Consider the following 24,747-nt stretch of genomic DNA (forward strand, 5'->3'; position numbering starts at 1 on the left):
AACAACACCCAACCTTAGTTGACCTAAAAAATTTAAATGAGTTCTCAGCGAGGTTTACATGGAACAGCTTGCAAAACAAAACAACAACATTAAACAACAAGCTAAAGCCGTTGCTGTTTCAAGCAACTGTAAATATCGATCTTTAATCTTCAAGGTGTTAGAACGCCTGCAATTTGCGACGCTCGAAATCATCGAGCGAGACCAAAATTCAGTGTTTGGTGATCGAGAAGCCGACTTGAAAGGTCAAATTGTGATTCACGATGCGACCTTTTTTAGAGATGTTGTCATCAACGGCAGTATTGGTGCATCCGAAGCCTACATTGATGGTAAATGGACCAGCCCAGATCTGACTCGCGTTATCCAGATCATGGCGCGCAACCAATCGCAGCTAGACGAATTGGACGATAAAACACAGTGGATTTCTCGCATCAAAAACCTATTGCTTCGTCGTAAGAATGCCAACACCGAGCAGGGCTCTAAGCGAAATATTCTCGCTCACTACGATATTGGCAACGAACTGTATGAGCGCTTCTTAGATAGCTCAATGCAATACTCTTCCGCTATCTACAGCGAAGAAGCAGAAACCCTATCCAAAGCTCAGCAAAACAAAATGAAAACCATCTGTGAGCGCTTAGAGTTGTCAGAAAACGATAACGTGGTCGAGATAGGCACAGGCTGGGGTGGCTTGGCTATATTCATGGCGCAACACTATGGTTGCCATGTCACCACAACCACAATCTCAGATGCCCAACACGCGCTTGCAGAACAGAGAGTAAAAGCGCTTGGCTTAACCGACAAAATCACCCTCCTTAAGGAAGATTATCGTAACCTCGCTGGCGAGTATGACAAATTGGTTTCTATCGAGATGATAGAAGCAGTCGGACATGAATATCTACAAACCTTCTTTGAGAAATGTTCTTCGCTACTGAAACCTTCAGGCAAGATGTTGATTCAAGCAATCACCATCGCCGACAGTCGTTACGATAAATACCGCAAAGGCGTCGACTTTATTCAGAAGTACATTTTCCCGGGCGGTTGTTTACCTTCGGTTTCAGTGATGACTCAACACCTTGCGACCAGCACAGACCTTGTCGTCCAAGAAATTAATGACATAGGCCTGCACTACGCTCGCACGCTTAACGACTGGAACATCGCCTTTGAAAACAGCTGGCAAGAGTTAGAGTCTCTCGGTTATTCAGAAGAGTTTAAGCGCTTATGGATCTTTTATTTCTGTTACTGTGAAGGCGCATTCAAAGAGCGCGTGATCAGTACACATCACCTAGTGGCCAGAAAACCTCGTTACTTTGGAGCAAAAGATGAAACAGTTTTGGATTATTAATCTGGTCTTGTTTCAAGCGACCTGGGTTTGCAGCGCCTTCTTTACCGCGCAAGCCCCGTTCATCGCGCCACTGATTGTCGCTGTTCATTTCCTTCTCTCTCCGACTCGTAGTCGTGACCTGAAAATACTCTGTTTGCTTCCATTAGGGCTATTGCTTGATAGCCTCATGCTTTACTTCGGCGTGTTTGCCGTCGATTCTGAAATTGCCAATCAATCATGGTTTCCAGTGTGGCTCGTATGTCTATGGATCATGTTTTTGATCAGCTTCAATCACAGCCTAAATTGGCTTTTAAAATGCTCGAAAGTGATCTTGTTCGCCATAGGGTTCGTAGCGGGTACTAGTAGCTATTGGGGAGGCATCAAAGTAGGCGCCCTTATTACTACTTGGCCAGATGCATCGGTAGTCGCAGCCCTTGCAATAAGTTGGGGAATTTTGTTGCCCTTACTGGTGGCCGCCTACTCCAACTTAGTACAACCTGAAATAGCAAGGACAACGAGGTGACTTATGGCTTATTCACGCAACCCTACCCAAGCGTTCATACCTGAGAACGAAACAAGCCGCGTTCGTGCGCTGTCAAAATCTACAGTGCAATCAAGCTATCTAAATCAAGAGAGCACTCAAACAACAAACAGATTGGTAAGCTTCATCACACTACCCCTGATTTTTGCTGTGCTCTTCTTTACTGGAAACGCGAACGCCTCTGCTGTTGATGATTTAAATAAACGCGGCCAAGGCGAAATGAGTTACCTGTTTTGGAAACTTTATTCTGCTGAGTTCTACGCAACGCCAACCAACTCAGATCGAGCATTAAAACTTGAGTATTACCGCGCGATAGATAGCAAAGACCTCGTAGACGCAACCAAAGAGCAATGGAACAAACTTGGCTACTCAAACAACAATATTCAACGTTGGCTACAACCTTTGTACGAGATGTGGCCTAACGTTGAAGCAGGAAGCACACTCACTATCCGTGTAACAGAAGACAATATAAGCCGGTTCTACTTCGACGAACAACCGATCGGCACCATCCAAGACAAACAATTTGGTGAAGCTTTTTTGGCAATCTGGCTATCTGAAAACACATCCGAGCCCGGCCTACGCAAACAACTATTAGGGTTAAATAAATGAGTCCAAAAACAAAAATAATAAAACTCGCTCTAGCACTGCTTTCTCTCATTTTGCTAGCGGGCTGTGGCTCTGCAAGTTTAGAAGACCATGTCGACACTACGCCAGAGCTCAAGCTTGAAACCTTTTTTAATGGTGATCTGATGGCCTATGGCATGGTGCTCGACCGCTCTGGTAACCTGCTGCGCCGCTTTGATGCCAAACTTATCGCGACTTGGGACGGTGACAACGGAGAGATAAAAGAGTGGTTCTCCTTTGCTGATGGTGAGCGCTCAACTCGCGTTTGGAATCTGATCAAAACGGGCGAAAACACCTATTCTGGGACTGCCAACGATGTCGTTGGAACCGCTTATGGTGAGACTCAAGGCTCCGCCCTGTACTGGAAGTATGACCTCGAAATCGAAGTAGACGGCAGCACCTATGAAGTCGTACTAGATGATTGGATGTTCTTAATGGACGAAAAACGACTATTCAACAAAACCGAAATGTCGAAGTTTGGCTTTAAGGTCGGTGAGGTCATCTTATACATAGAGAAAATCTGATGAAGCGAACCTTAGATTTAATATTGTTCGTTTAGCGCGAAATTTCAGCCCACAAAGATATGTTGTGGGCTGTTTTGTTTGATCTCGCGAATTGCATACCTGCAAGCTCAACGCTCTGTGCTAAGATGCGCCACCAGCACACAAATGGGCTAGGCTCACACATAGCAGTTCCTATTTGTTTCGCTAGCGTAGATTTCCTAACATGATTAATTGAAAAGGCTTTAAAGCATGAGCAAGTTGACCTCAGCGGAGCGTAAAGCTCGCGACAATGAACGTTTCTCACAACGCGTAAACGACCGCAGAGAAAAAGGTGAAGACGTCGTTGCTTACGCACTGACCAACAAAAAAGCTGTAAAATTCCTGACTAAGTCCGAGAAAAAACGTTTCAACGAAACGAAAGCGACTCTTCAAGAAGAGAAGCGAGTTAAAGAACAAGAAGAGCTTAACCGAATCGAAGACGCGTTCACGATCAAACAGTTCGACGAAGAGTAACCTGACTCTAAAAACCGCTGGCATGACTTAACAAACCCAAGCAAGCATGAACTTAAATTATTATGTCAGGGTGAGCATGAAAGTGTGCGACAATGCTCGGCGTAAATTCATATTCAAGGTTTATTATGAAACTTCTAGTTCGTAACCTATCACGCTCTACTTCTGAGCAAGACATCCGTGTGCTATTTTCTGAGTTTGGCTCAGTAAAAGAGTGCAGCCTAGTTTTAGACCAAGAAACTGGCGACTCAAAAGGCTTTGCTTTTGTTGAAATGCCAGAGCACGAAGAAGCGAAAGCGGCGCTAAACAAGCTGAACATGACTAAGCTTGGTAAAAACACGATTCGTGTAAAAGTAGCGAACTCTTAATCGAGCAATGCTTCATAAGCCAAGTGGCTTAGCTTAACGGCAGCACAGATGATAAAGCCCGTAACGATATTTCGTTGAAAAACGCAATATCGTTACGGGCTTTTTGCTGCTCGCGATTTTCTTTTCACAACCCGTTCGACTCACTTAAAGTTCGCGCTTACAACCCTTCATGTTCATCAATAACTCGCCTTGCTTCTGCCATCGAACATCCAGATTCCATCACCAACTGAGCGACCGTCATCGAGGGTGTCGCCGCTAACATAGAAGCCAAACACACCACAGGTTTAGGCAATACTTTGTCTATCGCAATGGCGATCCAACCGTCTTTTTCGTGGGTGAGCAAGGCTTTAAATTCAACGAGTTGATGCTCTTGAGCGACCAACAACCAATTACGCGAACGACGAACTCGTTTCAACTGGCATCCACATTCCGCAGCATTAGCCATCACTTGGCTTTTATCACTCACACGATGTACAAAACTATTCAATGGGACGCTAAACATAACTCTCTGCCAACCAATCTCTATCAATCATTGAAGCGCTAGTACTCGCAACTCAGCACTTCAATCACAACTCAATAAAACCATGAGTAGGATTACACAGACACAAAAAAACCGCCAGTCATGCGCCAAATAGACTCGCGGTTGTTCTATGTTAATGTGTGTTGTTTACGCTTTAGTTTCTACCACAATGTCCGTTTTTACCGAGTTCGCAATAAAACAGTTTTTATGTGCCAAATAGTGCAGCTTTTCGATCTGTTTGGCCGTTGGTTGTTTAGTTCCTAAAAACACAATCTCAGGTCGCAAAGTCACCTTTGTAACGGACAAACGACCTGATTCATCTTCTTCAAGCACACCGACTGCATCGTCCACATAAGAGCCGATCACATACTTCTGTTTAGCCGCGATGCCCAAAAACGTCAGCATATGACAGCTAGAAAGTGCTGCAATATAGGCTTCTTCTGGATCAACATTCTCAGCCACCGAAAGTGGCAATGGCACCACATGAGGCGAAGAGGAAGCAGGTACAATAACACCACCATCGAACTCCCATGTATGCCCACGGCTGTATTGATTGTCGCTAAAGGCTTCATCTTCCGCTTTTTTCCAACGAATGACAGCTCCGTATTCAGACATAATCCCTTCCCTTTATAGTGCTCAATAAATTAACGATCAGCGGGGTGATTGACACCGTCGTTGGTGACCACATCACCAATATCAAAAGGGTTCACCCCTTCCAAACAACCGATATTAAAGCCATATTCATTTGGGCTTGAGCGGCGTTGATGATGGGTATAGATACCACAGTTTGAGCAGAAATAATGCTTTGCGGTGTTGGTATTGAATTGATAAAGCTTGAGATGCTCTGCACCTTTGAGGATCTTGATTCCATCCAGCGCAACAGAGCCCACAATCGCTCCCCTGCGACGACAGATAGAACAATCACAGCGGCGTGGTTTTTCTATCCCGTTAGGTAAGCTGAGCTCTAGTTCAACCGCACCGCAATGGCAGGTTGCCTTGTGAAAAGGTTGAATAACCGTATCTCCGACGACTTTCATTTTTCTCTCCAATCACGTCCTTATGTTGCAGGTATCATAACCAGTTCAATGACCTCTGTCCGTAAGCTGGCGCTGAGTTCGAGAGATCCGTCATACGTAGGTGAGCGTCGACTCTTTGTCTGATCGCTCGACCAAACCACTGAAATTCTCAAGAAGATAATCTAAGAAGAGTCGGATACGCTTCGGCTGATATTTCTTACTGATGTACACCACATTCAAGTCGGCGCTTGATACAGAGGTTGAGGTGTTAAAGTTCTTCATGTAGCCATTGAGCAGAGTCACAAGACGCTGGTTATTGATGTCATCTTGCACATCCAACACTGATTTAAGGGCAATGCCCTCGCCTTTTAATGCCCAATATCGAATCACTTCACCGTCGTCTGAGAATCGCTTTGGTACAACGGTAATCGACTTCTTCATATCATGATCTTGGAAGTGCCATGTCTTGAGTTCTTCATTGCTGCGCAGCATCGCTAAACAATCGTGTTCGACCAAATCTTGTGGCGTCAACGGCGTTCCATGCTTGGCAAGATATTCAGGCGAGGCACACAGCACACGTCGGCTTGGCGACAAACGTCTGGATATCAAACTGCTGTCGACCAACTCCCCATAACGGATCACGATATCCATGCCCGATTCCGCAATATTCGATAGGTTATCGTTCAAATACAGGTAAGGAATCACATCTGGATACTGCTGACAAAATTCCGACAAAATTGGCAGGATGTACTGCTTACCGATGTCTTTCGGCGCAGCGATCTTTAATGGGCCTTTAACCTCTTTGACACCATTCTGAATCAGATTTTCAGCCTCGCTGACATTATCTAATATCTCCAGACATGCCTTGTAATACAGCTCGCCTGAGTCAGTCAAAGACACATGTCGCGTGCTTCGATTCAACAACTTCACGCCATATCGTTCTTCAAGTGCCTGCAGCCTTGCTGTCATGGTCGCGGGTGATAAACCCAACTCTCGCCCCGCAGCAGCCAAACCTTGATGTTTGACAATACTGACGAACATCGCCATGTCTGAAAACTTATCCATTCTATTCGTGCCCTATTGTTCATTTAAACCGAATAATGAATTTATATTTTAGCCAATTATCAAATTTAGTCGAATAAATATAATAACAACCATCAGCAGAACACTTAGGAATTCAAGACATGAACAACGAACTAGCAAACCAAGAAAAAAACACCTTCGTCATCATTGGTGGCACGTCAGGTATTGGTAAAGCATTAGCAATGCAATTGAGAAACGAAGACAACACAGTACACATTGCCAGCCGTCACACTGGTGTTGATATCAGCAATGAAAAATCGATTTGTGAATACTTCGAATCAATTGGTCCATTCGATCACTTGGTGGTCACGGCAGGCTCATCCGCTCCGGCTGGAAAAGTGACAGACGTTGCTATCGACGACGCAAAGTCGGCATTCGATACCAAGTTTTGGGGCAGCCTAAACGTTGCTAAGCATGCAGCACGTTACATGAAACCTAACGGTTCGATCACGCTCACGACGGGCATGCTATCGCGCAAAGTGGTCGCTGGCACTTACGTAAAAACGGCAATAAACGCCGCACTAGAAAGCGTGACTAAGATACTGGCGAAAGAGCTATCACCGATTCGAGTCAACGCCGTCAGCCCTGGCCTAACCATGACAACTGCCTACAAAAACATGGATGACTCAGCTCGTTCAACCATGTACGACAACGCGAAAAACAACTTACCAGCAGGCAAAGTCGGAGAGGCTGAAGATATCGCAATGGGCTACCTATTCGCGATTAACAACCCATACGTAACTGGGTCAATCATCGACATCGACGGCGGCGCTCTGCTCGGCTAACCCCTTAACGACACAAAATGCAATTGTTAGGGCTTGTATATAACGCCCTAACAAACAAGAATCAACATAGGTAGCTCATCATGAAACAAGAAGCCATCCATAAAGAAAAGATTCCATTCCAAGTTTGGATACTGACACTCGCGGCTTTTGCTATCGGCACAGCTGAATTCGTTATCGCCGGCATTCTTCCACAAATTGCAACATCCCTTTCGATAACAGAAGGCCAAGCAGGCTATCTAATCAGTGCTTACGCGTTAGCTATCGTTATTGGTGGGCCGATCTTAACCATCTATCTTGCACGCTTTAATAAGAAGAGGGTACTCATTGGCTTAATGGCGCTGTTCATCATTGGTAATGTCTTGTCTGCCCTAGCGCCAAGCTACCCATTACTACTCGCGAGCCGTGTTATCGCTGGCTTAGTGCAAGGCCCTTTCTATGGCATCGGTGCGGTTGTTGCGACCAACTTAGTGTCGGAAAAAATGGCAGGTCGCGCCGTTGGTCAAATGTTCGCAGGCTTAACGCTCGCTAACGTTCTTGGCGTTCCCGCGGGTACTTGGGTGAGCTTGCAATTCGGTTGGCACACCACCTTCTTTACCGTAGCGGCGCTTGGCACAGTTGCGATGATCTCTATTCTAATCTCAATCAAATCAACGGGGCACAGTGAAGCGAAAGACATCAAAACTCAGCTTCTGGCGTTCAAAAATCCAATGCTTCTGATCAGCTTAGCGATCACCGCGTTTGCTTGGTCTGGCTTTATGACGCTTTACGGCTACCTAGCGCCTATCGCCATGCACATCACGGGCTACGGTCAAGAATCAGTAACTTGGATCTTAGTCATTGTGGGTATTGGCTTAATCATCGGCAACACTTTGGGCGGACGCTCTTCAGATAAAAACCTAGGCAAAGCTTCAATGTTTTGGGCTGTCGCAATGATTGTGTCATTGGTGGTGGTTGGCCTTGTGGTAGACAACAAAATCCTATTCGTTGCAGCGGCATTTGTCTTTGGTATTGCATCATTTGCGAACGTTCCTGCTATGCAACTTCGAGTAATGAACCACGGTGGCGAAGGCCAAGAGTTAGCAGCCACCGCGAATATCTCAGCGTTTAACTTAGCTAATGCCTTTGGTGGCTTCCTTGGCGGCATGGTGATCGACAGCCAACTAGGCGCAGGCATGATTCCATTCGCAGCCGTTGTTGTCCCCGTGATTGGCTTGCTGCTAATCGCCAAAGCTAACCGAGCTGACAAACCACAGAGCAACTCAATTTTTAGCCCTGCGGAAAACAAGTAACTCCGCTTGCCACTGGCACTAGACAAAACCAAAAACTTTAAGACCACATGACTCCAACAAGGTAAACACCATGAAAAAATTATTCGAAACATCAGAACTGAAAGGCCTAGAGCTGCAAAACCGTGTTGTTATGGCACCCATGACACGCGCTCGTACTAGCCAACCTGGAAACGTGCCAAACGACATGATGGCAACCTATTACCAACAACGCGCCAGTGCAGGTTTAATCATCACTGAAGCCACACAAATTTCAGATGACTCTCAAGGTTACTCATTTACGCCCGGCGTTTATACCGATGCACAAATCGAAGGTTGGAAATCAGTAACAACAGCAGCTAAAGCACAAGGTGCCGCGATATTCTGTCAACTATGGCACGTGGGCCGAGTGTCTCACCCTACCTTTCAAAAAGGCGAGTTGCCGATTGCACCTTCAGCACTGGCTCCGGTAGAAACTCAGGTTTGGATCTCTGATGAAAATGGTAACGGCAACATGGTGGATTGTATCCAACCAAGAGAGATGACCCAAGCAGACATCAGTCGTGTTGTTCAAGATTTTGCTAACTCAGCGAAAAAAGCAGTCGAGGCAGGGTTCAACGGAGTGGAAATCCACGGTGGTAATGGCTACCTCATCGATCAATTCCTAAGAACTAATTCGAACAAACGCACAGACAACTACGGTGGCAGTCGTGAGAACCGACTTCGCTTTCTAATTGAAGTCGTTGATGCGGTAATTGAAGCGATTGGTGCTGACAAAGTGGGTGTACGTTTAGCTCCCTTCATCACCTTCAAAGACATGAACTGCCCAGACATCGTGCCAACGATTTTAGAAGCGTCAAAGGAACTGCAAGCTCGTAATATCGCTTATCTACACCTATCAGAAGCCGATTGGGATGACGCGCCTGTGATACCTGAAAGCTTCCGTGTCGAACTAAGAGAGTTGTTCTCTAACACCATCATCGTTGCTGGCAGCTACACACCAGAACGCGCTGAAGAAGTACTAAGCAAAGGCTACGCCGACCTCGTCGCATTTGGTCGCCCGTTCGTGGCAAACCCAGATCTCGTTTCACGCCTACAAAACGGCAGCGAGCTAGCACAACTCGACGGCGCTACTCTATTCGGCGGCAACGAAAAGGGCTATATCGATTACCCAGCGTTGTAGTGGTAAAACATTAAATAAACACCAAGCCTGCATGAGTCCTGCAGGCTTGCCTCTTTAGAAACGTGACCGATCCGATACCTTTTCACACTCAAAAATTCACTTGCATATTTTGACCTAAACCGCTGTTATATTTGAACTTTACATGAAATTTAAATTATAAAAATATCAATAACAATTAGAATTGAAACGAGGACTCTCTATTGTTCAACGTAGGACAGGTTTACAATCGACGCACAGATATACACGGTCGCTACAAAGGTCAGCAATATGGTGGTATAGCTACGCCTGCAGCCCACCCATATGTATTTATCTTCACTAGCGATGCTGGTGAAGAATTTGGCTACTCTGATGGTTTTAGTGCAGACGGCACTTTCCGATATACAGGAGAAGGGCAAGAAGGTGATATGAAAATGGTTAAAGGAAACTTGGCCATCTTTAAACACCAAAACAACCTTAAAGACATTCTCTTGTTTGAATCTGTCTCAACTGGTTTTGTTAGATTCGTCGGAGTTTGCAACTACATCTGTCATCACATTGAGCAACGCCCCGACAAGAACGACCAACTTCGCGATGCAATAGTTTTCCATTTAGATATCGTCCCACAAAGTGTCGGCAATACCATTCAAACACCAAAAGCTTCATACCTAACGAAGCCAACTAAAAGTAAATCATTAAGGCAATTACGAGACATCGCCTTAGCTTCAACACCACTTCAAGCTGACCCTAAAGAACAACTCACGCATGTGAAGTATCGTAGTGAAGCCATTAAGCTTTACGCAAAAAAGAGGGCAAATGGTATCTGTGAAGGTTGTGGAGTGCCCTCACCTTTTGAGACCAAGTCAGGTCCTTACCTAGAAGTACATCACCTGACACGGTTAGCGGATGGCGGCGCTGATTGCCCTGAAAATGTGATCGCACTTTGTCCGACCTGTCATCGAGAAGCACACTACTCGGTGGGAGCCGCAGATTTCAATGCAAAACTCATCAAGAAAGCGCTAAAGATTGAAGAGAAACTGTTGTAAACATTTCCGACAGGCAAAAGAAAGGCTCGCATGACTAGTGCGAGCCTAATGCAGTTTAGGGGGTAAACCGCAATCGAGTTTAATCTTAAGATTAATTATTTAACTTATGAGCCTTTATGCACCTTTGCGCATTGGTCTTCTATTTTTAAATGATTCACTGCAATTAATCAATCGATAAAAGTTAGCGTTTGGTCAATTTAAACCACATAGATAACAGTGATTTAGTGAGTAACGTCTAGAGAAGCATCATAAAACTCATAAAAATCAGACCTATAAGCTTCTCATTTGCCAGTAGCCTTCACCATTGGTTGCGAGTTGGCTGTGTAAATAATCGAGCGTATCTGCGACCGTTCCAGCGATGCCTTGTGGTGGATTGAATAACAGCAAACCACTGCCGATCAGGCGATCATCACCCTTGGGATCTCGAAGACGAAGCTCCGACTTAATCGGACTTGGTAGCAAGCCATCTTTCACAGCTGTCACGCTGTGGTTCAGAATCAGTGAGCTCTTATCATCCGTGTAAAGCGGATACCAAATTAATGCTGATACCTTCTCAGACTGCTGATACGCCTTAACCAAGGCATCGATTACCGCGAGGTATTCAGAATCGGTTTCATAGGGTGGGTCGATGACAATCAGGTGATGATTATCGTGTTTTGCTATGTCATCAGGCAGTGCTTCCAAGCCATCGCCCGCGGTAATGGTGAGCTTACTTGAAACATCAAGATCTCGTTGCAGCTTCTCAATGTTGACTTGTAATAGGTCGGCTTCATCTTGCTGAATGTCTGAAAAATAGAAGCTATCTTGGCTGCGGCCTTGTTGATAGGTGATGGCCGCAGAGCCAGGATACAGCGTGAGAATCTGATTCGGATTGTAGTATTCCAGCACCGACATAAAAGATGTAAACGACTCTGGAAGATAAGCCTTGTTTCGCCATAAATACCCAACCCCTTCGGCAAATTCGCCCGCGTGATTGCTTGGCGCTGTGGTTAGGTCATAACACCCGGTACCTGAGTGTGTGTCGATAACATTGAGGCGTGAGTGTTGCTGCATTAATGATTTAACCAGTGCACTCAAGACTGGATGCTTGAGTGCATCCCCATGATCGCCTACGTGACATTGATGTCGATATTCCATTCCCTTGCCTCATCTCTACTAGCGTCATATAAACATACTTCATATCCTGAGGACTTGCTTGCTCAATCTATTGTTTTTTGAATTAGCCTCTTTTGACTAACTGTTTGACTCTTATAAAAAATAAAGCCCTTCGTCTTTTTACAACGAAGGGCTTTACTGAACTGATTCACTAACTCGTGCTGTTAACTAATCGACAACCTAAGGGTACTCACCCTCAATTTCTACTGGTGGTTTCACTTGGTAGTGACAAGGCTGTAGGCCAAGTAACTTAGGCAGTGTGATGCCTACGGAAACGGAAGACCACGTACCGCTGACAATACCGACAACCAGTGCAATCGCGAAACCTTGCAGTGCTGCGCCACCAAGCAGCCAAAGCGCTGATACGGTGATCAACGTGGTTCCTGATGTCACCATGGTGCGTGAGAAGGTCGCTTTAACCGATTCGTTAAGCAGGTTGTCCGTATCACCGTTAGGGTTACCTCGTAGCATTTCACGAACACGGTCGGCAATGATGATCGAGTCATTCAATGAGTAACCCAAAATCGCCAACACAGCCGCTAACACAGTCAGGTTGAACTCGAACTGAGTAAAAGCGAATAAGCCCAAGATAAGCATCACGTCATAAATGATCGCAGCAAGTGCACCCAATGCCAAACGCCACTCAAATCGCACACTCAGGTACAACATGATCATTAGGAAACACACCAATACCGCCAAGCCTCCTTGGTCAACCATGTCTTGACCCACTTGAGGCCCAACCACACTGCTGTTAAGCACTTGTACTTGGTCGCTCACCGATGACAAAACATCCACTAGGTTAGGCTGTGCCGCATCCGTCAATTGGCTGTAACGGATTGTCCAGCGATCCTGTTCTGCCATACCAACCACTTGCACGTCTTGTTGGAAAGCCGTATCAAGTTTTGTTTTTAACGCATCTTTGGTTACTTGATCAGAGAGCTGAACCTCGGCAACCACACCGCCTGTGAAGTCCAAGCCCCAGTTAAAACCTTTCACCGCCACCAGCATCACAGAGCTCATGAACAGCACAATAGATATCGCAGACATCACCTTACGAAGGCGAGTCATATTGCTGTCTGAAATATAGCGGTCTGAAATATTGCTGTTTGAGTTAGTCATTTTTGAAGTACTCATGCTTAAATCCTTACATCGTGGCGTTGGTCACGCCCCCAAACCAAATTGATGATCGCGCGTGACGCAAAAATGCCTGTAAACATACTGGTTAGAAGACCCAAACCTAAGGTCAATGCGAACCCTTGAATTGGTCCATTACCAATGGTGTACAGAGCCACGGCAACAATCATGGTGGTGACGTTGGCATCGAAGATTGAAGAGAATGCGCTATCAAAGCCACGGTCGATGGAGCTCGCAAAGCTGCGTCCTTCTTTCATCTTGTCTCGAATACGCTCAAAGATAAGCACGTTGGTATCGACCGCCATACCGACCGTTAATACCAAACCCGCAATGCCTGGCAGGGTTAATACCGCACCCGGTAGCATTGCAATCAAACCAAATAGAGTGGTCATGTTAACGACCAATGCAGCGTTCGCAACCCAACCAAGGCGGCGATACCATAGCGCCATAAACGTGAGAGTTAGACCAAGGCCAAGAGCCAAAGCAGCAAAGCCATTCGTTACGTTTTCAGCCCCCAGAGATGGGCCAATGGTGCGCTCTTCAATGATGGTAACAGGCGCTGTTAATGAACCTGCACGTAACAGTAGAGCAAGCTCTTGTGCTTCTGCCATGCTGCCTGCACCTGTGATTCTGAAGCGGCTACCCAGTTGAGATTGGATGTTCGCAACACTGATCACTTCACTGGTTTTTTCGCTGTTACCGGCTCTGTCACGGCTGTATTCGCTGTAAACGGTTGCCATTGGCTTTCCGATGTTATGGCGAGAAAACTCAGACATTTTCTTACCCCCCGCAGAATCCAGAGTGATGTTTACTTCTGCACTGCCCATCTCACCAATGCCACTGCGTGCATCAATAATGTGTTCACCGCTCAGCACTGCTTCGCGAGCAACAATGACACGATTGCCATCTGAATCTTTCAGAGTTTGAGTATTGCGCGTTGCATTGTCGTACACAGAGTAGAACGCTAATGAAGCCGTAGCACCAATCACGTCTTTCGCAGCTGCAGGGTCTTGTACACCCGGTAATTCGATACGGATACGGCTTTCACCTTGGCGTTGAATCGATGCCTCAGTGATGCCTAGCTCTTCAATACGGCTGCGCATGATTTGCAGGTTTTGTTGAACCGTTAGGTTGCGTAGCGTTCTTTGCTCTTCTTCAGACTGAGTTAACGTTAGCGATTTATCTGAACGGTCACGTTGCCATTGTGGGAACTCTTCGCGAATCAGCTTTTGTGCTTTCTCAAAATCGGCATCAGTACGGAAGTTAAATTCAACTTGGTTGTTCACCACTTTACCGCGTGCATAACGCACTTGGCTGGTGATTTCATCGACCACAGACTGCGCTTGTGCGTGGTAAACCGGTTCCATATCCACTTCTAATAAGAACTGCACACCACCACGTAAATCAAGGCCTAGCTGAATTGGCGCGAAGCCCATGTCAGTCAGCCATTTAGGTGCTGCTGGCTCCATAGCAAGCGCAACCGTCGCGTTGTCGAGAAAGCGCTCATTAAGCACTTCTTTGGCTTTCGCTTGTTGCTCGGCGTCTTCCAAAATAACGACTAAACGTTTGTCTTTTTGAAAGGCTGATTTGGCTTGGATGCCTTCACTCGCAAGGTATTGAGTTACCTGAGTAGCATCGATAGTTTGCTCAGAACGGTTACTTATTTGAACCGAAGCGTTCTCGCCATACCAAGAAGGTAGAGCACTCAGAACCATGATGATGATAGTGGCGATAAGTACCACGTATTTCCACTTTGAGTAGTGGTTTATTTGTTTTCTTGGAATGCGTTTTTTCACAGTCAAGATCTCTTCTTTGAACTAAGTTTTGCGAACACGAACGATGACTAGCCTCAACCAGAACCAGCTGATTGAGTAGTAATGTTAAAAATGGTGTGTCGCTATATTTTGATTAATTGGCGAGTTCAACGGGCACGAGGCGGCCATCGATACGACCAATTTGGGGTCAAACGATTAGCTAAGAAGTTCTCGGAAATGCGAGTATTGAATATTGCCCTCTTTCCACCCAGAAAGCCGGGAGGACGGAGAACTCACAATGCTGGTCCAGTGCTGCTTGGAATCCAACAACGGTGTGTTGAAAAGCAGAGAAGCCAGTAATGAAGGGGGAGAGAAGTCGATCAGTAGGTGATAAGCAGGCTCAAGATCGGCCACGCTTTCTTGCTCGTTACTGAGCATACGTCTGAAGTTTGCTGCTTGAAGGTTTGATTCGGTGTCGTGATAGTTGGAACTGTCACCAGAAGGCACGGTGCCAAACGGAACCTTATCGCACTCTAAATAACCCGACGGATTATCCGTAGTGGCTTGTTTACACTGTTTTATCGAGGAAGATTGTTCATTCTGCGAAGATTGCTCTTGAGCTGAGTATATTTGGAATGGCTTAGAAGGGAACGAATAGCCGTTAGAATTCACTAAGCCAAAGCTCAGTAAAAACAACATTAAGACTAATCGGGTACCTAGTTTAAGCAATGAACAACAATCCTGAATGGTAGAAACAGTGACAATATAGAACAGCTATGAAAGTTACAATTGATTTGAAATCACAACCGCCGACATTTGACATTACGCTGACAATTGTTCACCTCATTGCGCTGTGTTTGCGCATCCTATGTCGCGAGAAAACAAAAAGCCAAATGACTTAACATCTGGCTTCGCTCCAAACCCGCAGATTCAGGGCTGATAGGTTACTTACCTGAAAAGCGATTTAGCTTAGCTTTGTGGTCTTAACAAGTTCTTCAATTTATAACTGTTATCGCCAAAAATCTCTTTCGCATACTCCGTCATGTCTTTACTAGAAATAGAATCCGTCATTCTCTGTAGATCAAACAATGCTTCAACACCATAGTCATGAATTAAGTAACGCGAAATAAACCAAGCTTGTTCAGTCGGCTTAGTTTGGAGTGGAGTGAGGTCTGCCACCAGCTGCTTAGCTGCCGTTCGAGTCTCATCTTCAGAAATCCCTTTTGCAGCTTCAACAATGACCTTATCAATCGCCTGTTCAATTTTATCTGAGTTTTCTGGAGCCGTTAAAGAGCCGATTAGCCAGTCATAACTAGGCTCACTGTCTTGTGCGACCGAGTACACATAAGGCGCATAATCCAAACCTAACTCTTCACGAACATAAGCCGTTAGACGACTCGACAACACACGCTGAAGCATATCGTCCATAAACACATCTTTTGCAGTTTTATCCCGAGCTTGCTGGGAAATCACACGCAATAAATACTGGCTGCTGTCTTCATTATTGATGGATATATCCATTCGTTCTTTCGAATCAGTACTATAAGCCACCTTATAATCAGGAGACACAACGGCTTCTAGTGGCAATGAAGCAACATATTGACGCACAAGAGGCTTGATTTCAGCGGGGTTAATATCAGCAACAATAACTAACGTATTGTCTCTCAATTTTTGAAAGAGTTGATGCTGCACGTTAAGTATATCTTGTGACGTGACAGCCTTAATATCGTCACTTTCAAGCATCATGTGGCGGCTGCTTGTTTGATAGCTATTGCGATTAACCATCTGAATAAATTGCCCCACAGGTGTTTCTAGATATGCGGTACGAGATTGAGCAAATTCAGACTTCACGGCCTCAAGCTGGTCACTGTCTATTTTAGGTTCAGTTACAATGGTGTGGAGCGCAGCTAAACCTTCTGCAAGCGTCTTTTTCTTGGCGCTTATTTCTAAGCCATGATGAGTAAAGTTGATGAAGGGATAGATTTCAATGTCTTCGCGTCTCAAGTGAGCGGTTAGCTCCGAACCACTAAATTTACCAACACCACTACGAATCGAAGCTTGCAGCGCAATTTCTACAGCAGGAAACAGCGAAGGATCCAACGCCGCTTTTCCACCCTCACTCGCATAGTACACGCCAACATTATTACCCGCCTCAGAGTTACGTAAGTACCAAACTTCAATGCCGTTGCTTAATGTCCATTGCTTCAAATTAGGATCGTCACTCACCTGAACTTGCTTTACAATTTTTCCTTGAGACGCTGGCACACTAAACGCAGAGCTTGCAGTAACGAGCAATGGTTTGTTGCCAGTTTTCTTATAGGCTCTCCTGACATCTTTTAGCTCGTCATTCATTGCCTGCAAGTCTTCTTTAGACGATAAACCTAGTCCCAAAATATATGGGCTAGAAAGTAAATCATCTAAATTATCATTTACGGCTTTCAGATCCGTATTAGCAAGAAACGTTTTCAAGCTCGACTTATAATCAAGCTGTGATTGAACCGTCTGGTTAATCACCAGTGCCGTCGACTTACCATTCGCATGAGCCACTGCATCCATTTTTTCCCAGTTCACTTGAATGTCATCAAGATTCGCTTGGTAGGCCTGTATTACACTCATAAACTCATTCTCACTCACGCCATGATCACGTAAAGAAGCGAGAGTAGAAATAAACTGATGCTGACTTTGCTCTCGACTATCGGCAGGAAAGCCAACCGTTGTAATAGAATAGCGTTGGTACTCTAATAAGTAAGGAATCGAAGCAACCCATTGCACTGGTAGCGCAGCGTCAACAAAATCAGAATTCAATCTTTGTTGGATAAGTTGCTGAGCTATTTCGTCTAACCAAAGTTGATGTTGCTGCTCATGGCTGTGTGTCACTCTTTCCCCACGATCAATGACAATCCCGATACTTGGTGACTCGCTCCCTGCGACGTACGCCACAAAATCTTGAGTATTGTAGTTCGTTGATAATTTCTTCACGGGAACAGGTGTCGTGCCTCTTTGCCAACTAGAGAAGCTTTTTTCGATCAACGGAATCACTTCTGCCAGTGTAATATCACCTGAAACAATCACCTCGGTTAGTTGAGGTTGATACCAGGTTTGATAAAAGTTCTCTAATTCTTTGGCACTCACATTAGAAACGGATTTTTTATTGCCCATGGGATCGTGGCTTTGGTAATTCGTACCCTCAACCATATGATTATAGAACTGAAACGAAAGAGGCTTATCTTTAACTCGCGAGTGTCGAAACTCCCCAAGTATTACTCCTTTCTCTTTTTTGGTCTCAGTTTCGGAGAGCAGTAAACCATCACCAATATCTCTAAACCATGCCAGCGCTTTGTCTAGATTTTTATTATCGGGTAAATCCAACTTATAGAGCGTTTCTTGGTAAGAAGTATAAGCATTTAAGTCAGCGCCAAAGCTAGCACCAGATTGCTCAAATAGTTCTACTACATCATTACCTGAAAAATTTTTGCTGCCATTAAACGCCATATGCTCAACAAAATGGGCGTAACCTTTTTGTTGTTCGCTCTCTTGAAAAGATCCGGCGTGAACAATTAGGCGTACTGATACGGGTTGTTCTCGGTCAGGGTAAACGTGGTAGGTTAAGCCGTTATCTAACTCACCTGTGACCCAATATGGATCGGATTTCAATAACGTTTGCTGCTGAGGCGTTGAGCTGCAACCTAGCAACGCGGTACTTAATACGATGACTAAATAGTGTGCTTTCATAACGATCTCTCTGAAGTAATTCTCTTCAATATATCCTATCGATAAAATGTAATAATTTCTTATTAAATCAAACAATTAAGATTTGAGAGGCAATCGATATTGGCATGAAAATGTTTAATTTATAAATTACACGAATGAGTAAGAGTAAGTAAAAGGTAAGGTGTCATTAAGCTCGTTTATCACATCCCTTTAAACCTGACTTGCGAGGCTCGGCTGATCGGTAGCTTCTCGCCTGACACATAAGCCGACATCTGACCATAGAGCCCTTTCTTCACCTTATCAATGGCTGAAACTTTGACCACCACTGAACGGTGGATCTGCCAAAAATCATCCGGGTTAAGCTGGGCGATCAGCTCTTTTAGCGACACGCGAATAATAAATTCCTCTAGAGAGCCGCCTCGGCCTTTTTTGAATATCGAGACGTACTTGTCTTCCGCTTTGAAGTAAGCCACATCATCGACGGCGATTAAGTGGATATCTTCTCCGACACTGGCTTTGAGCCATGTTAGATATTGAACTTGCTGTGATGTTGATTGGGATAATCGCTGAAGCTGACTCATTAACGCCGCGATATCGGGTTGTACTGCCGTGCTATCTGATTTCTCTTGGTTGCTCGACAAGCGCGCTTGAACCTTCAGACATGTGGCAAGTAAACGCTCTTCATTGATCGGTTTTAGCAGGTAATCCATCGCATTGAACTCAAAGGCTTTGACAGCGTATTCGTCATAAGCCGTAATAAACACAATCAATGGCGGTGAATCTAGCTTGTTGAGTTGTTTCGCTAGTGAGATTCCATCCAGCTCCGGCATACGAATATCGAGAAAGGCCACGTCAGGCTTAAGCTGCCGAATACTCTGCATCGCCTCCAAACCATTTTGTACCTTACTGACAATATCAAGTTCCGGCCAAACTTCAGCCAAGCTCTTGTCTAAGTGGTGTCTTAACAGTGCTTCATCGTCTGCGATAATCGCCGTTACGCTTGGCTTTAATACTGGTTTTTTCATGGTCAGTCCTTTAAATTCACACTGTAAATCATCTGTCTTTCGTCATTGGTCTATGCTTTCTGATTTGTAATTCTAGGCAGTTGCGTCAGTCAACGGTAATAAGATAGTCGAGACTACACCGCCTTCAGCTTGTTCAGTAATCGTTAGGCTCGCCTTATCATCATAAAGGGTTTCGATCCTTTGACGAATATTGCTTAACCCAACACCGTGTCCCGTATTCGCAGAAGGCACTTTCAGCCCTGTGCCATTATCTGATACTTCAATTTTGAGCTGATCGGCTTGTTGAGCTATTCGGATATTCACTTGGCCACCCGCCGCTTTGGGCTCAATACCGTGCGTGAGTGCATTCTCGACCAAAGGCTGAATCAAGAACGGTGGAATCACCTGCAAATCTCTAATCTCATGTGTTTCAATCGAGAACGTTAGGCGCTCACCCAAGCGTATCTTCTGAATATTAAGATAAGCGTCTAACAAGTCGACCTCTTGTGCGATGGTCGATTGCTCGGTGCGGCTGTTTTTCAAAGTCACACGCAACAAGTCGGTGAGTTTTTCGAGCATCAGCTTGGCTTTCGCGCTATCACTCTCAATCAACACATTGATGGTCGCAAGTGTGTTGAACAAGAAGTGCGGTTCAATTTGGCTTTGTAGCTGCTTAAGCTGACTCAATACCACCACCTTCTCTTGATCGGCCTGACGACGCTTGGCTACTTCCAGCTCATTATCGGCCCGTAGCTGTTGCTCTCGTGTATAGAAATAGTAAAAGCAAACCGAACAGAAAATCACACCGAGCAACACGACAGATTTAAGATCAGAGATATTAGAGCCAAAGAATCCATTCAACCAATAGTATGCATTCAAGGTACCAAAGGTCATCGCGACCACCATAGAGATACCCACATCAAACACCTTCGATTTCCTCTTCAACACCTCAACCAAAATAAAAGAGGAGCCCACCGCGCTATAACCAAAACCAAAACTGATCGCTAGATTGACCACAAGGTCGCCCCCCCAAATTGTCTGTGTGGTAATGGCGATGACGAAACAAAACAGAGTGGTTATCGTGAAGCTTTTAATCCATGGAAACTGACTATTTGAAAAAGTGTTCATTAAAAGCGTCCTTTGATATTTAAGAGAATAATATGACTATCGGGTAAGTTGGCGTAAGTAGAATCACTTTTACCGCCTAGAAAGCGTGCAGCAAGTTCCAAATCCAACGATGAATCGCCATTATCTAATGCTTGATAATTGAGCCACTGAGTCGCAATAAAGCCGCCATCTTGAGGAGACAACATGACGTCGAATGTCGGCGTGATATCTTCAAGCCAGCCATGTGTCGAATCCAATGACCAGTGAAACATGATGTTGTGTTGAACCAAATTAGCGTGCTGATAGCCTTGCGCATAAGAGCCTGCCAATGAAGATGTCATCGGATTCACCGACAAAGACTCGGCACTTTCTATTGCGCTTTGCCACTCAGAATCACTCCAAGCTCGACTATCAAACCAGTATTCCAGCACCACATTGTGGCCCGTGTCATTCGCCCATGTTAACCCTGCTAACGCTTGATAAGCCTCGCCTTGCTCTTCAAGATAAACCGGTTTAAGCAGTGAGTTAGGCTGACTGTAGCCAAGGCTTTGTCGTTGATAGACCACCGAACCATGAAACTCCCAAGCGCGGTTCAACACCGACACTAAACTCACCCCAAGCAAGCCGTGACGTACATCGTCATAATAAGCGACCCACTGATACTCGTGATCACCTACAAGATTGTAACGACGTACCCCAAAGCCTTGTTGCTGATTCTGCTTTTCGAATTCATTTACGTCTTGGGAAGTCCATGACGAATCACTGTAAAGCAGTGTCCATTCTCCTGTCATATCGAACAGTGACGCCGAGGCCACTCCTGCACCCTCTTCTGCAACAATACCAACGGGATTTTGTCGATAAGGCTTGATGATGTCTAACGGTCGATAGCCATAACCCACGCCCCAATCAAGGCGAACCTTACCGAGCGTGACATCGAGGTAATGGTCACCGATTAATGAATTCGACAGCTCAACACCACCTTGCCAAAACAACTCACGCACAATGAATTCAGATTCAAAGCTCGCGTCTTGTTGTTGAGGGTTATTGCTTAGAATATCGTTAGCTTTCACTGCGAACAGACCAAGCCAATTGCCATAGCCAACCTCAAGATCCAGCAAGCCATTTAAAGACTGACGATTATCAGACGCTAAAGGGCTAAATGGCGACTCTCGCGATTCAATCGCTTCTGCACTGAGTTGCCAATCCCACGCCAAGCTCAGGTCGCCCGCTTGAATCGTGTTACTCACACAAGACAAAGCAAGCAACGTAGTGATTGAAGACTTGATGTGGAATCGGCGATTGGAAGCTTTCATGACGTCCACCTACAACCCAGATACGCTGTTACGCGATAGGTAGGCAGGGTTGTAATATTTGTCTTCCAAGCTTTGTTCACTCACTTCGCGGTACTCAATCACGGTTTTCTTGCTTGGTTGAATCTTATCGAGCAAGGTCATCGACACAACGGTTGGTAATCCATCTCGCACGCCTTCGGTAAACCACGCTTGCTTTGCCAGTTTTCCCGAACGCAGGTACATATCCGCTTTAACTGGGAATGCTCGGTCTGCAGTTAACCACAGATCAATCGATTGATAGCTGGCACCCTTGGTTTTCGCCGCGAGCTTTAGGTGATGGGTATCGAGTTTCTCGCCAGTCGACATCTCAACTTGTTGCTCGGCAACCCACTCACCTTGATAATCTTCGCTCCACGTCAGCGTCGAAATGTCCCCTACCGAGGCTTCACCCAATAGCTTTTGCATCGGTGTGATACGAATTGGTCGGCGTGACTTTGGCATCAGCAGCCAATAGTTATCTTCAATCATCAGCATCTTTTGACCTGCCTCAACGGCTGATTTAAACACCACTAATGACTCTCGGTTTGGCCTTGTGTAGACGTTGTATTCACGGGTTTTATCGAGTTGATCGTCTTGATACAACGCCACCAAAGACACTACCTTAGAGGCTTTCGCGCTGTTCAATCGGTAACCATCCGCCTTGGCGATCATCTCTGTGACCTGTTGTGAATCGACTGCCCAACTTGGTGTCGATGCTAGAACCAAAGCCAAAATAGAACCTAAAACAGTGAGTGAACGAGTAAATTTATACATAAACCAGCGCCTCCGTGATTGGCTTATTCACGCCTTTGCGAGCAGAGAAATAAGCAGCCAGCAAACAGATTGTCAGCACACCTAAAGTGGCGTAACCAACCAATTCCAATGAGAAGTAAATGTTGAGTGGGTAACCTTCGGTTCGACCCGGAGGCGGTGGCATTTGTATATCAACCACCAGCAGTAACACCGACACTAAGCCACTCACTAACGCACCGATCGCGCTGCCAATCACAGCCAACAATCCCGCCTCTTTTAAGAAGCCTGCCACGATTTCAGAAGGGTAACTGCCGAGTGCCGACAAGGTGCCAATCTCACGAGTGCGCTCGGTCACCGACATGGTCATGGTGTTAAACAACGACACAAACACCACCAATGCCATCACCGCGCCCATGATGCCGAAGATCCGGTCGTAAAGATCTTTAACCTTGGTGTAGAAAAACGCGCGATCTTGCCATGGGGTGATCTCGATCTCTGTGCCTTGATCGTTTTGGCTCGCGCTATTTCGATCTAAAGTCGCTTGAATGCGTTGTTGAACGGTCGAGGTCTTGTTAGTTTCAAATAGGAACACCGATAGGGTGCTGACTTTGTCTGAGGCCAAAAGATCTTTAGCGCTGGTGATATGAACATACAACTGACGCTTATCCAGCTCAGGAACCCCTGTCGAGTAAATCCCCTGCACCTTAAAATCAAAGGCATTCAATGCACCATCACTGGTGGTGGCGAGCAATGTGACCCAATCACCAATGGCCACTTTGAGGTTACGAGCAAGGTCAGTTCCCAGCATTACTTGTGGCTCTTGACTGTCGTATCTTGGGGATTTCACATCCGACAGGGTTTGCCCGCTGCGCACATCAAGGAAAGGTCCTTTCATATCGAACTCACGCTCATTCACGCCCGTTCCCATAAAAATGGTCGACTTACTGCCATTAGAAACCAAGCCACTAAAGTAGACTCGCGGCTGCACACCACGCACGTCGCTGTCGCCAATGATGCTCTTGGTTAGCACTTGAGCATTATCCAAGCCATTGCTCAGCGGCATGTCTTCATCTTGCTCAAAGTATCCCGGCGTGCTCAATGTGAGATGGCCAGTATCACGCGCGGTAGATTCACGCAGAGATTCATAAGTGTAAAGCCCATAGCCTCCAGCCGATGTCAGCGCAAATACCGCAATCGCGATGATCAGCACCGACAACAAACTGCGGCGACCATTTCTCAATAGATTAAGCCACGCCAAACGCACCGACGCAGAAACCAGAACTGTGCTCACCCTTTGTGTTAACTTGCCCATGAGATCGCCTCCGTTGCAGTAGTGTTTGGCGCCAGTTGGCCATCTATAAGTTCAATCACTCGATCGCAGCGCTGCGCCATTCTTGGATCATGTGTTGCGACAATAAAGGTGGTGTCCATTTCGTGGCCGAGCTCTTTCATAATGTCGATCACTAGGTTGGCGGTGTGGCTGTCTAAGCTAGCAGTCGGCTCATCGGCAATTACTAAGCTTGGGTTGTGGATTAGCGCTCTGGCTATTGCGACACGTTGCTGCTGGCCGCCTGAAAGGTTGTCTGGGCGATGATGAACATAATCCCCCAATCCAACACGCTCCAACATGTCCTGCGCTCTGGTTTGCTGTTCTTGTTTTGAGTATTGGTTCAACATCAATGGATAAGCGACGTTTTCAAGTGCCGTCATCACAGGAACCAAATTGAAGCGCTGAAACACAAAACCCAACGACTGACGGCGAAAACGTGCAGCGGCGATTTGCTCTGTCGGATACGGTTGGCCATCAATATTAATCTGCCCTCGATAATCCATATCCAATAAACCAAGAATATTCAAAAGTGTGCTTTTTCCTGAACCCGACGGGCCGCACAAGGCCACCATTTCACCGCGTTTGATTTGGCCATCGACTCCGTTTAATGCATCAACACTTTGACCACCAGTGAGATACGATTTGCCGATACCTTTAAATTCAATCATTCCGTTGTCCTCTGATTACCCATCAATTATTGAGCCTTCTCTACTATTGTTTCGTTTTCTCA

Annotated in this window: 25 protein-coding genes; 10 read left to right on the forward strand and 15 right to left on the reverse strand. The window is 45.7% G+C overall.

Going from position 1 to position 24,747, the window contains the following annotated elements; all coding sequences use genetic code 11:
• The first annotated feature begins 58 nt into the window (after positions 1–58).
• The 6 genes from ACED48_RS00285 (at position 59) to ACED48_RS00310 (ending at position 3,864) form a co-directional block, all read left to right on the forward strand.
• Entirely contained in the window at positions 59–1,339 is a 1,281-nt protein-coding gene (locus ACED48_RS00285) for a cyclopropane-fatty-acyl-phospholipid synthase family protein (protein ID WP_017057638.1), read from the forward strand.
• Positions 1,317–1,841 carry a DUF2878 domain-containing protein gene (locus ACED48_RS00290; RefSeq protein ID WP_017057639.1) on the forward strand — a complete coding sequence of 175 codons (525 nt, stop codon included), beginning with the start codon at positions 1,317–1,319 and terminating at the stop codon, positions 1,839–1,841. The genes ACED48_RS00285 and ACED48_RS00290 overlap by 23 nt, the downstream gene beginning before the upstream one ends.
• 3 nt (positions 1,842–1,844) lie before the next feature.
• Complete coding sequence (locus ACED48_RS00295) at positions 1,845–2,468, forward strand: chalcone isomerase family protein (protein WP_017057640.1); 624 nt, start codon at positions 1,845–1,847, stop codon at positions 2,466–2,468.
• Positions 2,465–3,007 (forward strand): DUF3833 domain-containing protein, encoded by a 543-nt coding sequence (locus ACED48_RS00300; RefSeq protein WP_017057641.1) that lies wholly within the window; start codon positions 2,465–2,467, stop codon positions 3,005–3,007. Before ACED48_RS00295 ends, ACED48_RS00300 begins: the two co-directional genes overlap by 4 nt.
• Before the next feature lie 228 nt (positions 3,008–3,235).
• Positions 3,236–3,499, forward strand: a complete 264-nt coding sequence (locus tag ACED48_RS00305) for a hypothetical protein (protein ID WP_017057643.1) — start codon at positions 3,236–3,238, stop codon at positions 3,497–3,499.
• Positions 3,500–3,624: 125 nt separating this feature from the next.
• A complete protein-coding gene (locus tag ACED48_RS00310) occupies positions 3,625–3,864 on the forward strand; it encodes an RNA-binding protein (protein WP_017057644.1) in 240 nt (79 codons plus the stop codon).
• A gap of 157 nt (positions 3,865–4,021) precedes the next feature.
• On the opposite strand, the gene ACED48_RS00315 is transcribed toward ACED48_RS00310, so the two are convergent.
• The 4 genes from ACED48_RS00315 to ACED48_RS00330 form a co-directional block, all read right to left on the reverse strand.
• Positions 4,022–4,366: a ribosome recycling factor family protein gene (locus tag ACED48_RS00315; RefSeq protein WP_017057645.1), complete on the reverse strand. Its 345-nt coding sequence runs from the start codon at positions 4,364–4,366 to the stop codon at positions 4,022–4,024.
• A gap of 165 nt (positions 4,367–4,531) precedes the next feature.
• Complete coding sequence (locus ACED48_RS00320; protein WP_017057646.1) at positions 4,532–4,999, reverse strand: OsmC family protein; 468 nt, start codon at positions 4,997–4,999, stop codon at positions 4,532–4,534.
• A 29-nt stretch (positions 5,000–5,028) separates the two neighbouring features.
• Positions 5,029–5,421, reverse strand: a complete 393-nt coding sequence (locus ACED48_RS00325; protein WP_017057647.1) for a GFA family protein — start codon at positions 5,419–5,421, stop codon at positions 5,029–5,031.
• Between the two features lie 90 nt (positions 5,422–5,511).
• The gene (locus ACED48_RS00330; protein WP_017057648.1) at positions 5,512–6,465 is read right to left on the reverse strand and encodes a LysR family transcriptional regulator; all 954 of its coding nucleotides are present in this window, start codon (positions 6,463–6,465) and stop codon (positions 5,512–5,514) included.
• Between the two features lie 119 nt (positions 6,466–6,584).
• On the opposite strand from ACED48_RS00330, the gene ACED48_RS00335 reads away from it, so the two are divergent.
• From ACED48_RS00335 to ACED48_RS00350, 4 genes are all read left to right on the forward strand, one after another.
• A complete protein-coding gene (locus ACED48_RS00335; protein ID WP_017057649.1) occupies positions 6,585–7,268 on the forward strand; it encodes an SDR family oxidoreductase in 684 nt (227 codons plus the stop codon).
• Positions 7,269–7,348: 80 nt separating this feature from the next.
• Complete coding sequence (locus ACED48_RS00340) at positions 7,349–8,557, forward strand: MFS transporter (protein ID WP_017057650.1); 1,209 nt, start codon at positions 7,349–7,351, stop codon at positions 8,555–8,557.
• Positions 8,558–8,627: 70 nt separating this feature from the next.
• On the forward strand, positions 8,628–9,716 hold the full coding sequence (locus ACED48_RS00345; RefSeq protein ID WP_017057651.1) for an alkene reductase: 1,089 nt from the start codon (positions 8,628–8,630) through the stop codon (positions 9,714–9,716).
• A gap of 200 nt (positions 9,717–9,916) precedes the next feature.
• Positions 9,917–10,738, forward strand: coding sequence for an HNH endonuclease signature motif containing protein (locus ACED48_RS00350; RefSeq protein WP_017057652.1), 822 nt, complete (start codon positions 9,917–9,919; stop codon positions 10,736–10,738).
• A gap of 270 nt (positions 10,739–11,008) precedes the next feature.
• Here the strand turns inward: ACED48_RS00350 and rlmJ are convergent, their stop codons facing one another.
• The 11 genes from rlmJ to ACED48_RS00405 all read right to left on the reverse strand — a co-directional run bounded on the left by rlmJ (position 11,009) and on the right by ACED48_RS00405 (position 24,685).
• The gene (gene rlmJ, locus ACED48_RS00355; protein WP_017057653.1) at positions 11,009–11,875 is read right to left on the reverse strand and encodes a 23S rRNA (adenine(2030)-N(6))-methyltransferase RlmJ; all 867 of its coding nucleotides are present in this window, start codon (positions 11,873–11,875) and stop codon (positions 11,009–11,011) included.
• Positions 11,876–12,073: 198 nt separating this feature from the next.
• Positions 12,074–13,027 (reverse strand): protein translocase subunit SecF, encoded by a 954-nt coding sequence (gene secF / locus ACED48_RS00360; protein ID WP_017057654.1) that lies wholly within the window; start codon positions 13,025–13,027, stop codon positions 12,074–12,076.
• A gap of 2 nt (positions 13,028–13,029) precedes the next feature.
• Positions 13,030–14,829: a protein translocase subunit SecD gene (gene secD, locus ACED48_RS00365; RefSeq protein ID WP_017057655.1), complete on the reverse strand. Its 1,800-nt coding sequence runs from the start codon at positions 14,827–14,829 to the stop codon at positions 13,030–13,032.
• A 168-nt stretch (positions 14,830–14,997) separates the two neighbouring features.
• Positions 14,998–15,480, reverse strand: coding sequence for a hypothetical protein (locus ACED48_RS00370; RefSeq protein WP_017057656.1), 483 nt, complete (start codon positions 15,478–15,480; stop codon positions 14,998–15,000).
• 270 nt (positions 15,481–15,750) lie between these two features.
• The gene (locus ACED48_RS00375) at positions 15,751–18,513 is read right to left on the reverse strand and encodes a pitrilysin family protein (RefSeq protein ID WP_017057657.1); all 2,763 of its coding nucleotides are present in this window, start codon (positions 18,511–18,513) and stop codon (positions 15,751–15,753) included.
• A 179-nt stretch (positions 18,514–18,692) separates the two neighbouring features.
• Positions 18,693–19,517: a LytTR family DNA-binding domain-containing protein gene (locus ACED48_RS00380; RefSeq protein WP_017057658.1), complete on the reverse strand. Its 825-nt coding sequence runs from the start codon at positions 19,515–19,517 to the stop codon at positions 18,693–18,695.
• A 72-nt stretch (positions 19,518–19,589) separates the two neighbouring features.
• Positions 19,590–20,624 (reverse strand): sensor histidine kinase, encoded by a 1,035-nt coding sequence (locus ACED48_RS00385; protein WP_017057659.1) that lies wholly within the window; start codon positions 20,622–20,624, stop codon positions 19,590–19,592.
• The gene (locus tag ACED48_RS00390; RefSeq protein WP_017057660.1) at positions 20,624–21,916 is read right to left on the reverse strand and encodes a hypothetical protein; all 1,293 of its coding nucleotides are present in this window, start codon (positions 21,914–21,916) and stop codon (positions 20,624–20,626) included. Before ACED48_RS00390 ends, ACED48_RS00385 begins: the two co-directional genes overlap by 1 nt.
• 9 nt (positions 21,917–21,925) lie before the next feature.
• A complete protein-coding gene (locus ACED48_RS00395; RefSeq protein ID WP_017057661.1) occupies positions 21,926–22,708 on the reverse strand; it encodes an outer membrane lipoprotein-sorting protein in 783 nt (260 codons plus the stop codon).
• Positions 22,701–23,999 carry an FtsX-like permease family protein gene (locus ACED48_RS00400; RefSeq protein WP_017057662.1) on the reverse strand — a complete coding sequence of 433 codons (1,299 nt, stop codon included), beginning with the start codon at positions 23,997–23,999 and terminating at the stop codon, positions 22,701–22,703. Before ACED48_RS00400 ends, ACED48_RS00395 begins: the two co-directional genes overlap by 8 nt.
• On the reverse strand, positions 23,987–24,685 hold the full coding sequence (locus tag ACED48_RS00405; protein ID WP_017057663.1) for an ABC transporter ATP-binding protein: 699 nt from the start codon (positions 24,683–24,685) through the stop codon (positions 23,987–23,989). The genes ACED48_RS00400 and ACED48_RS00405 overlap by 13 nt, the downstream gene beginning before the upstream one ends.
• Between the last annotated feature and the right edge of the window lie 62 nt (positions 24,686–24,747).

This window comes from Vibrio sp. 5S239, assembly GCF_041439575.1.
Classification (GTDB): Bacteria; Pseudomonadota; Gammaproteobacteria; order Enterobacterales; family Vibrionaceae; genus Vibrio; species Vibrio kanaloae.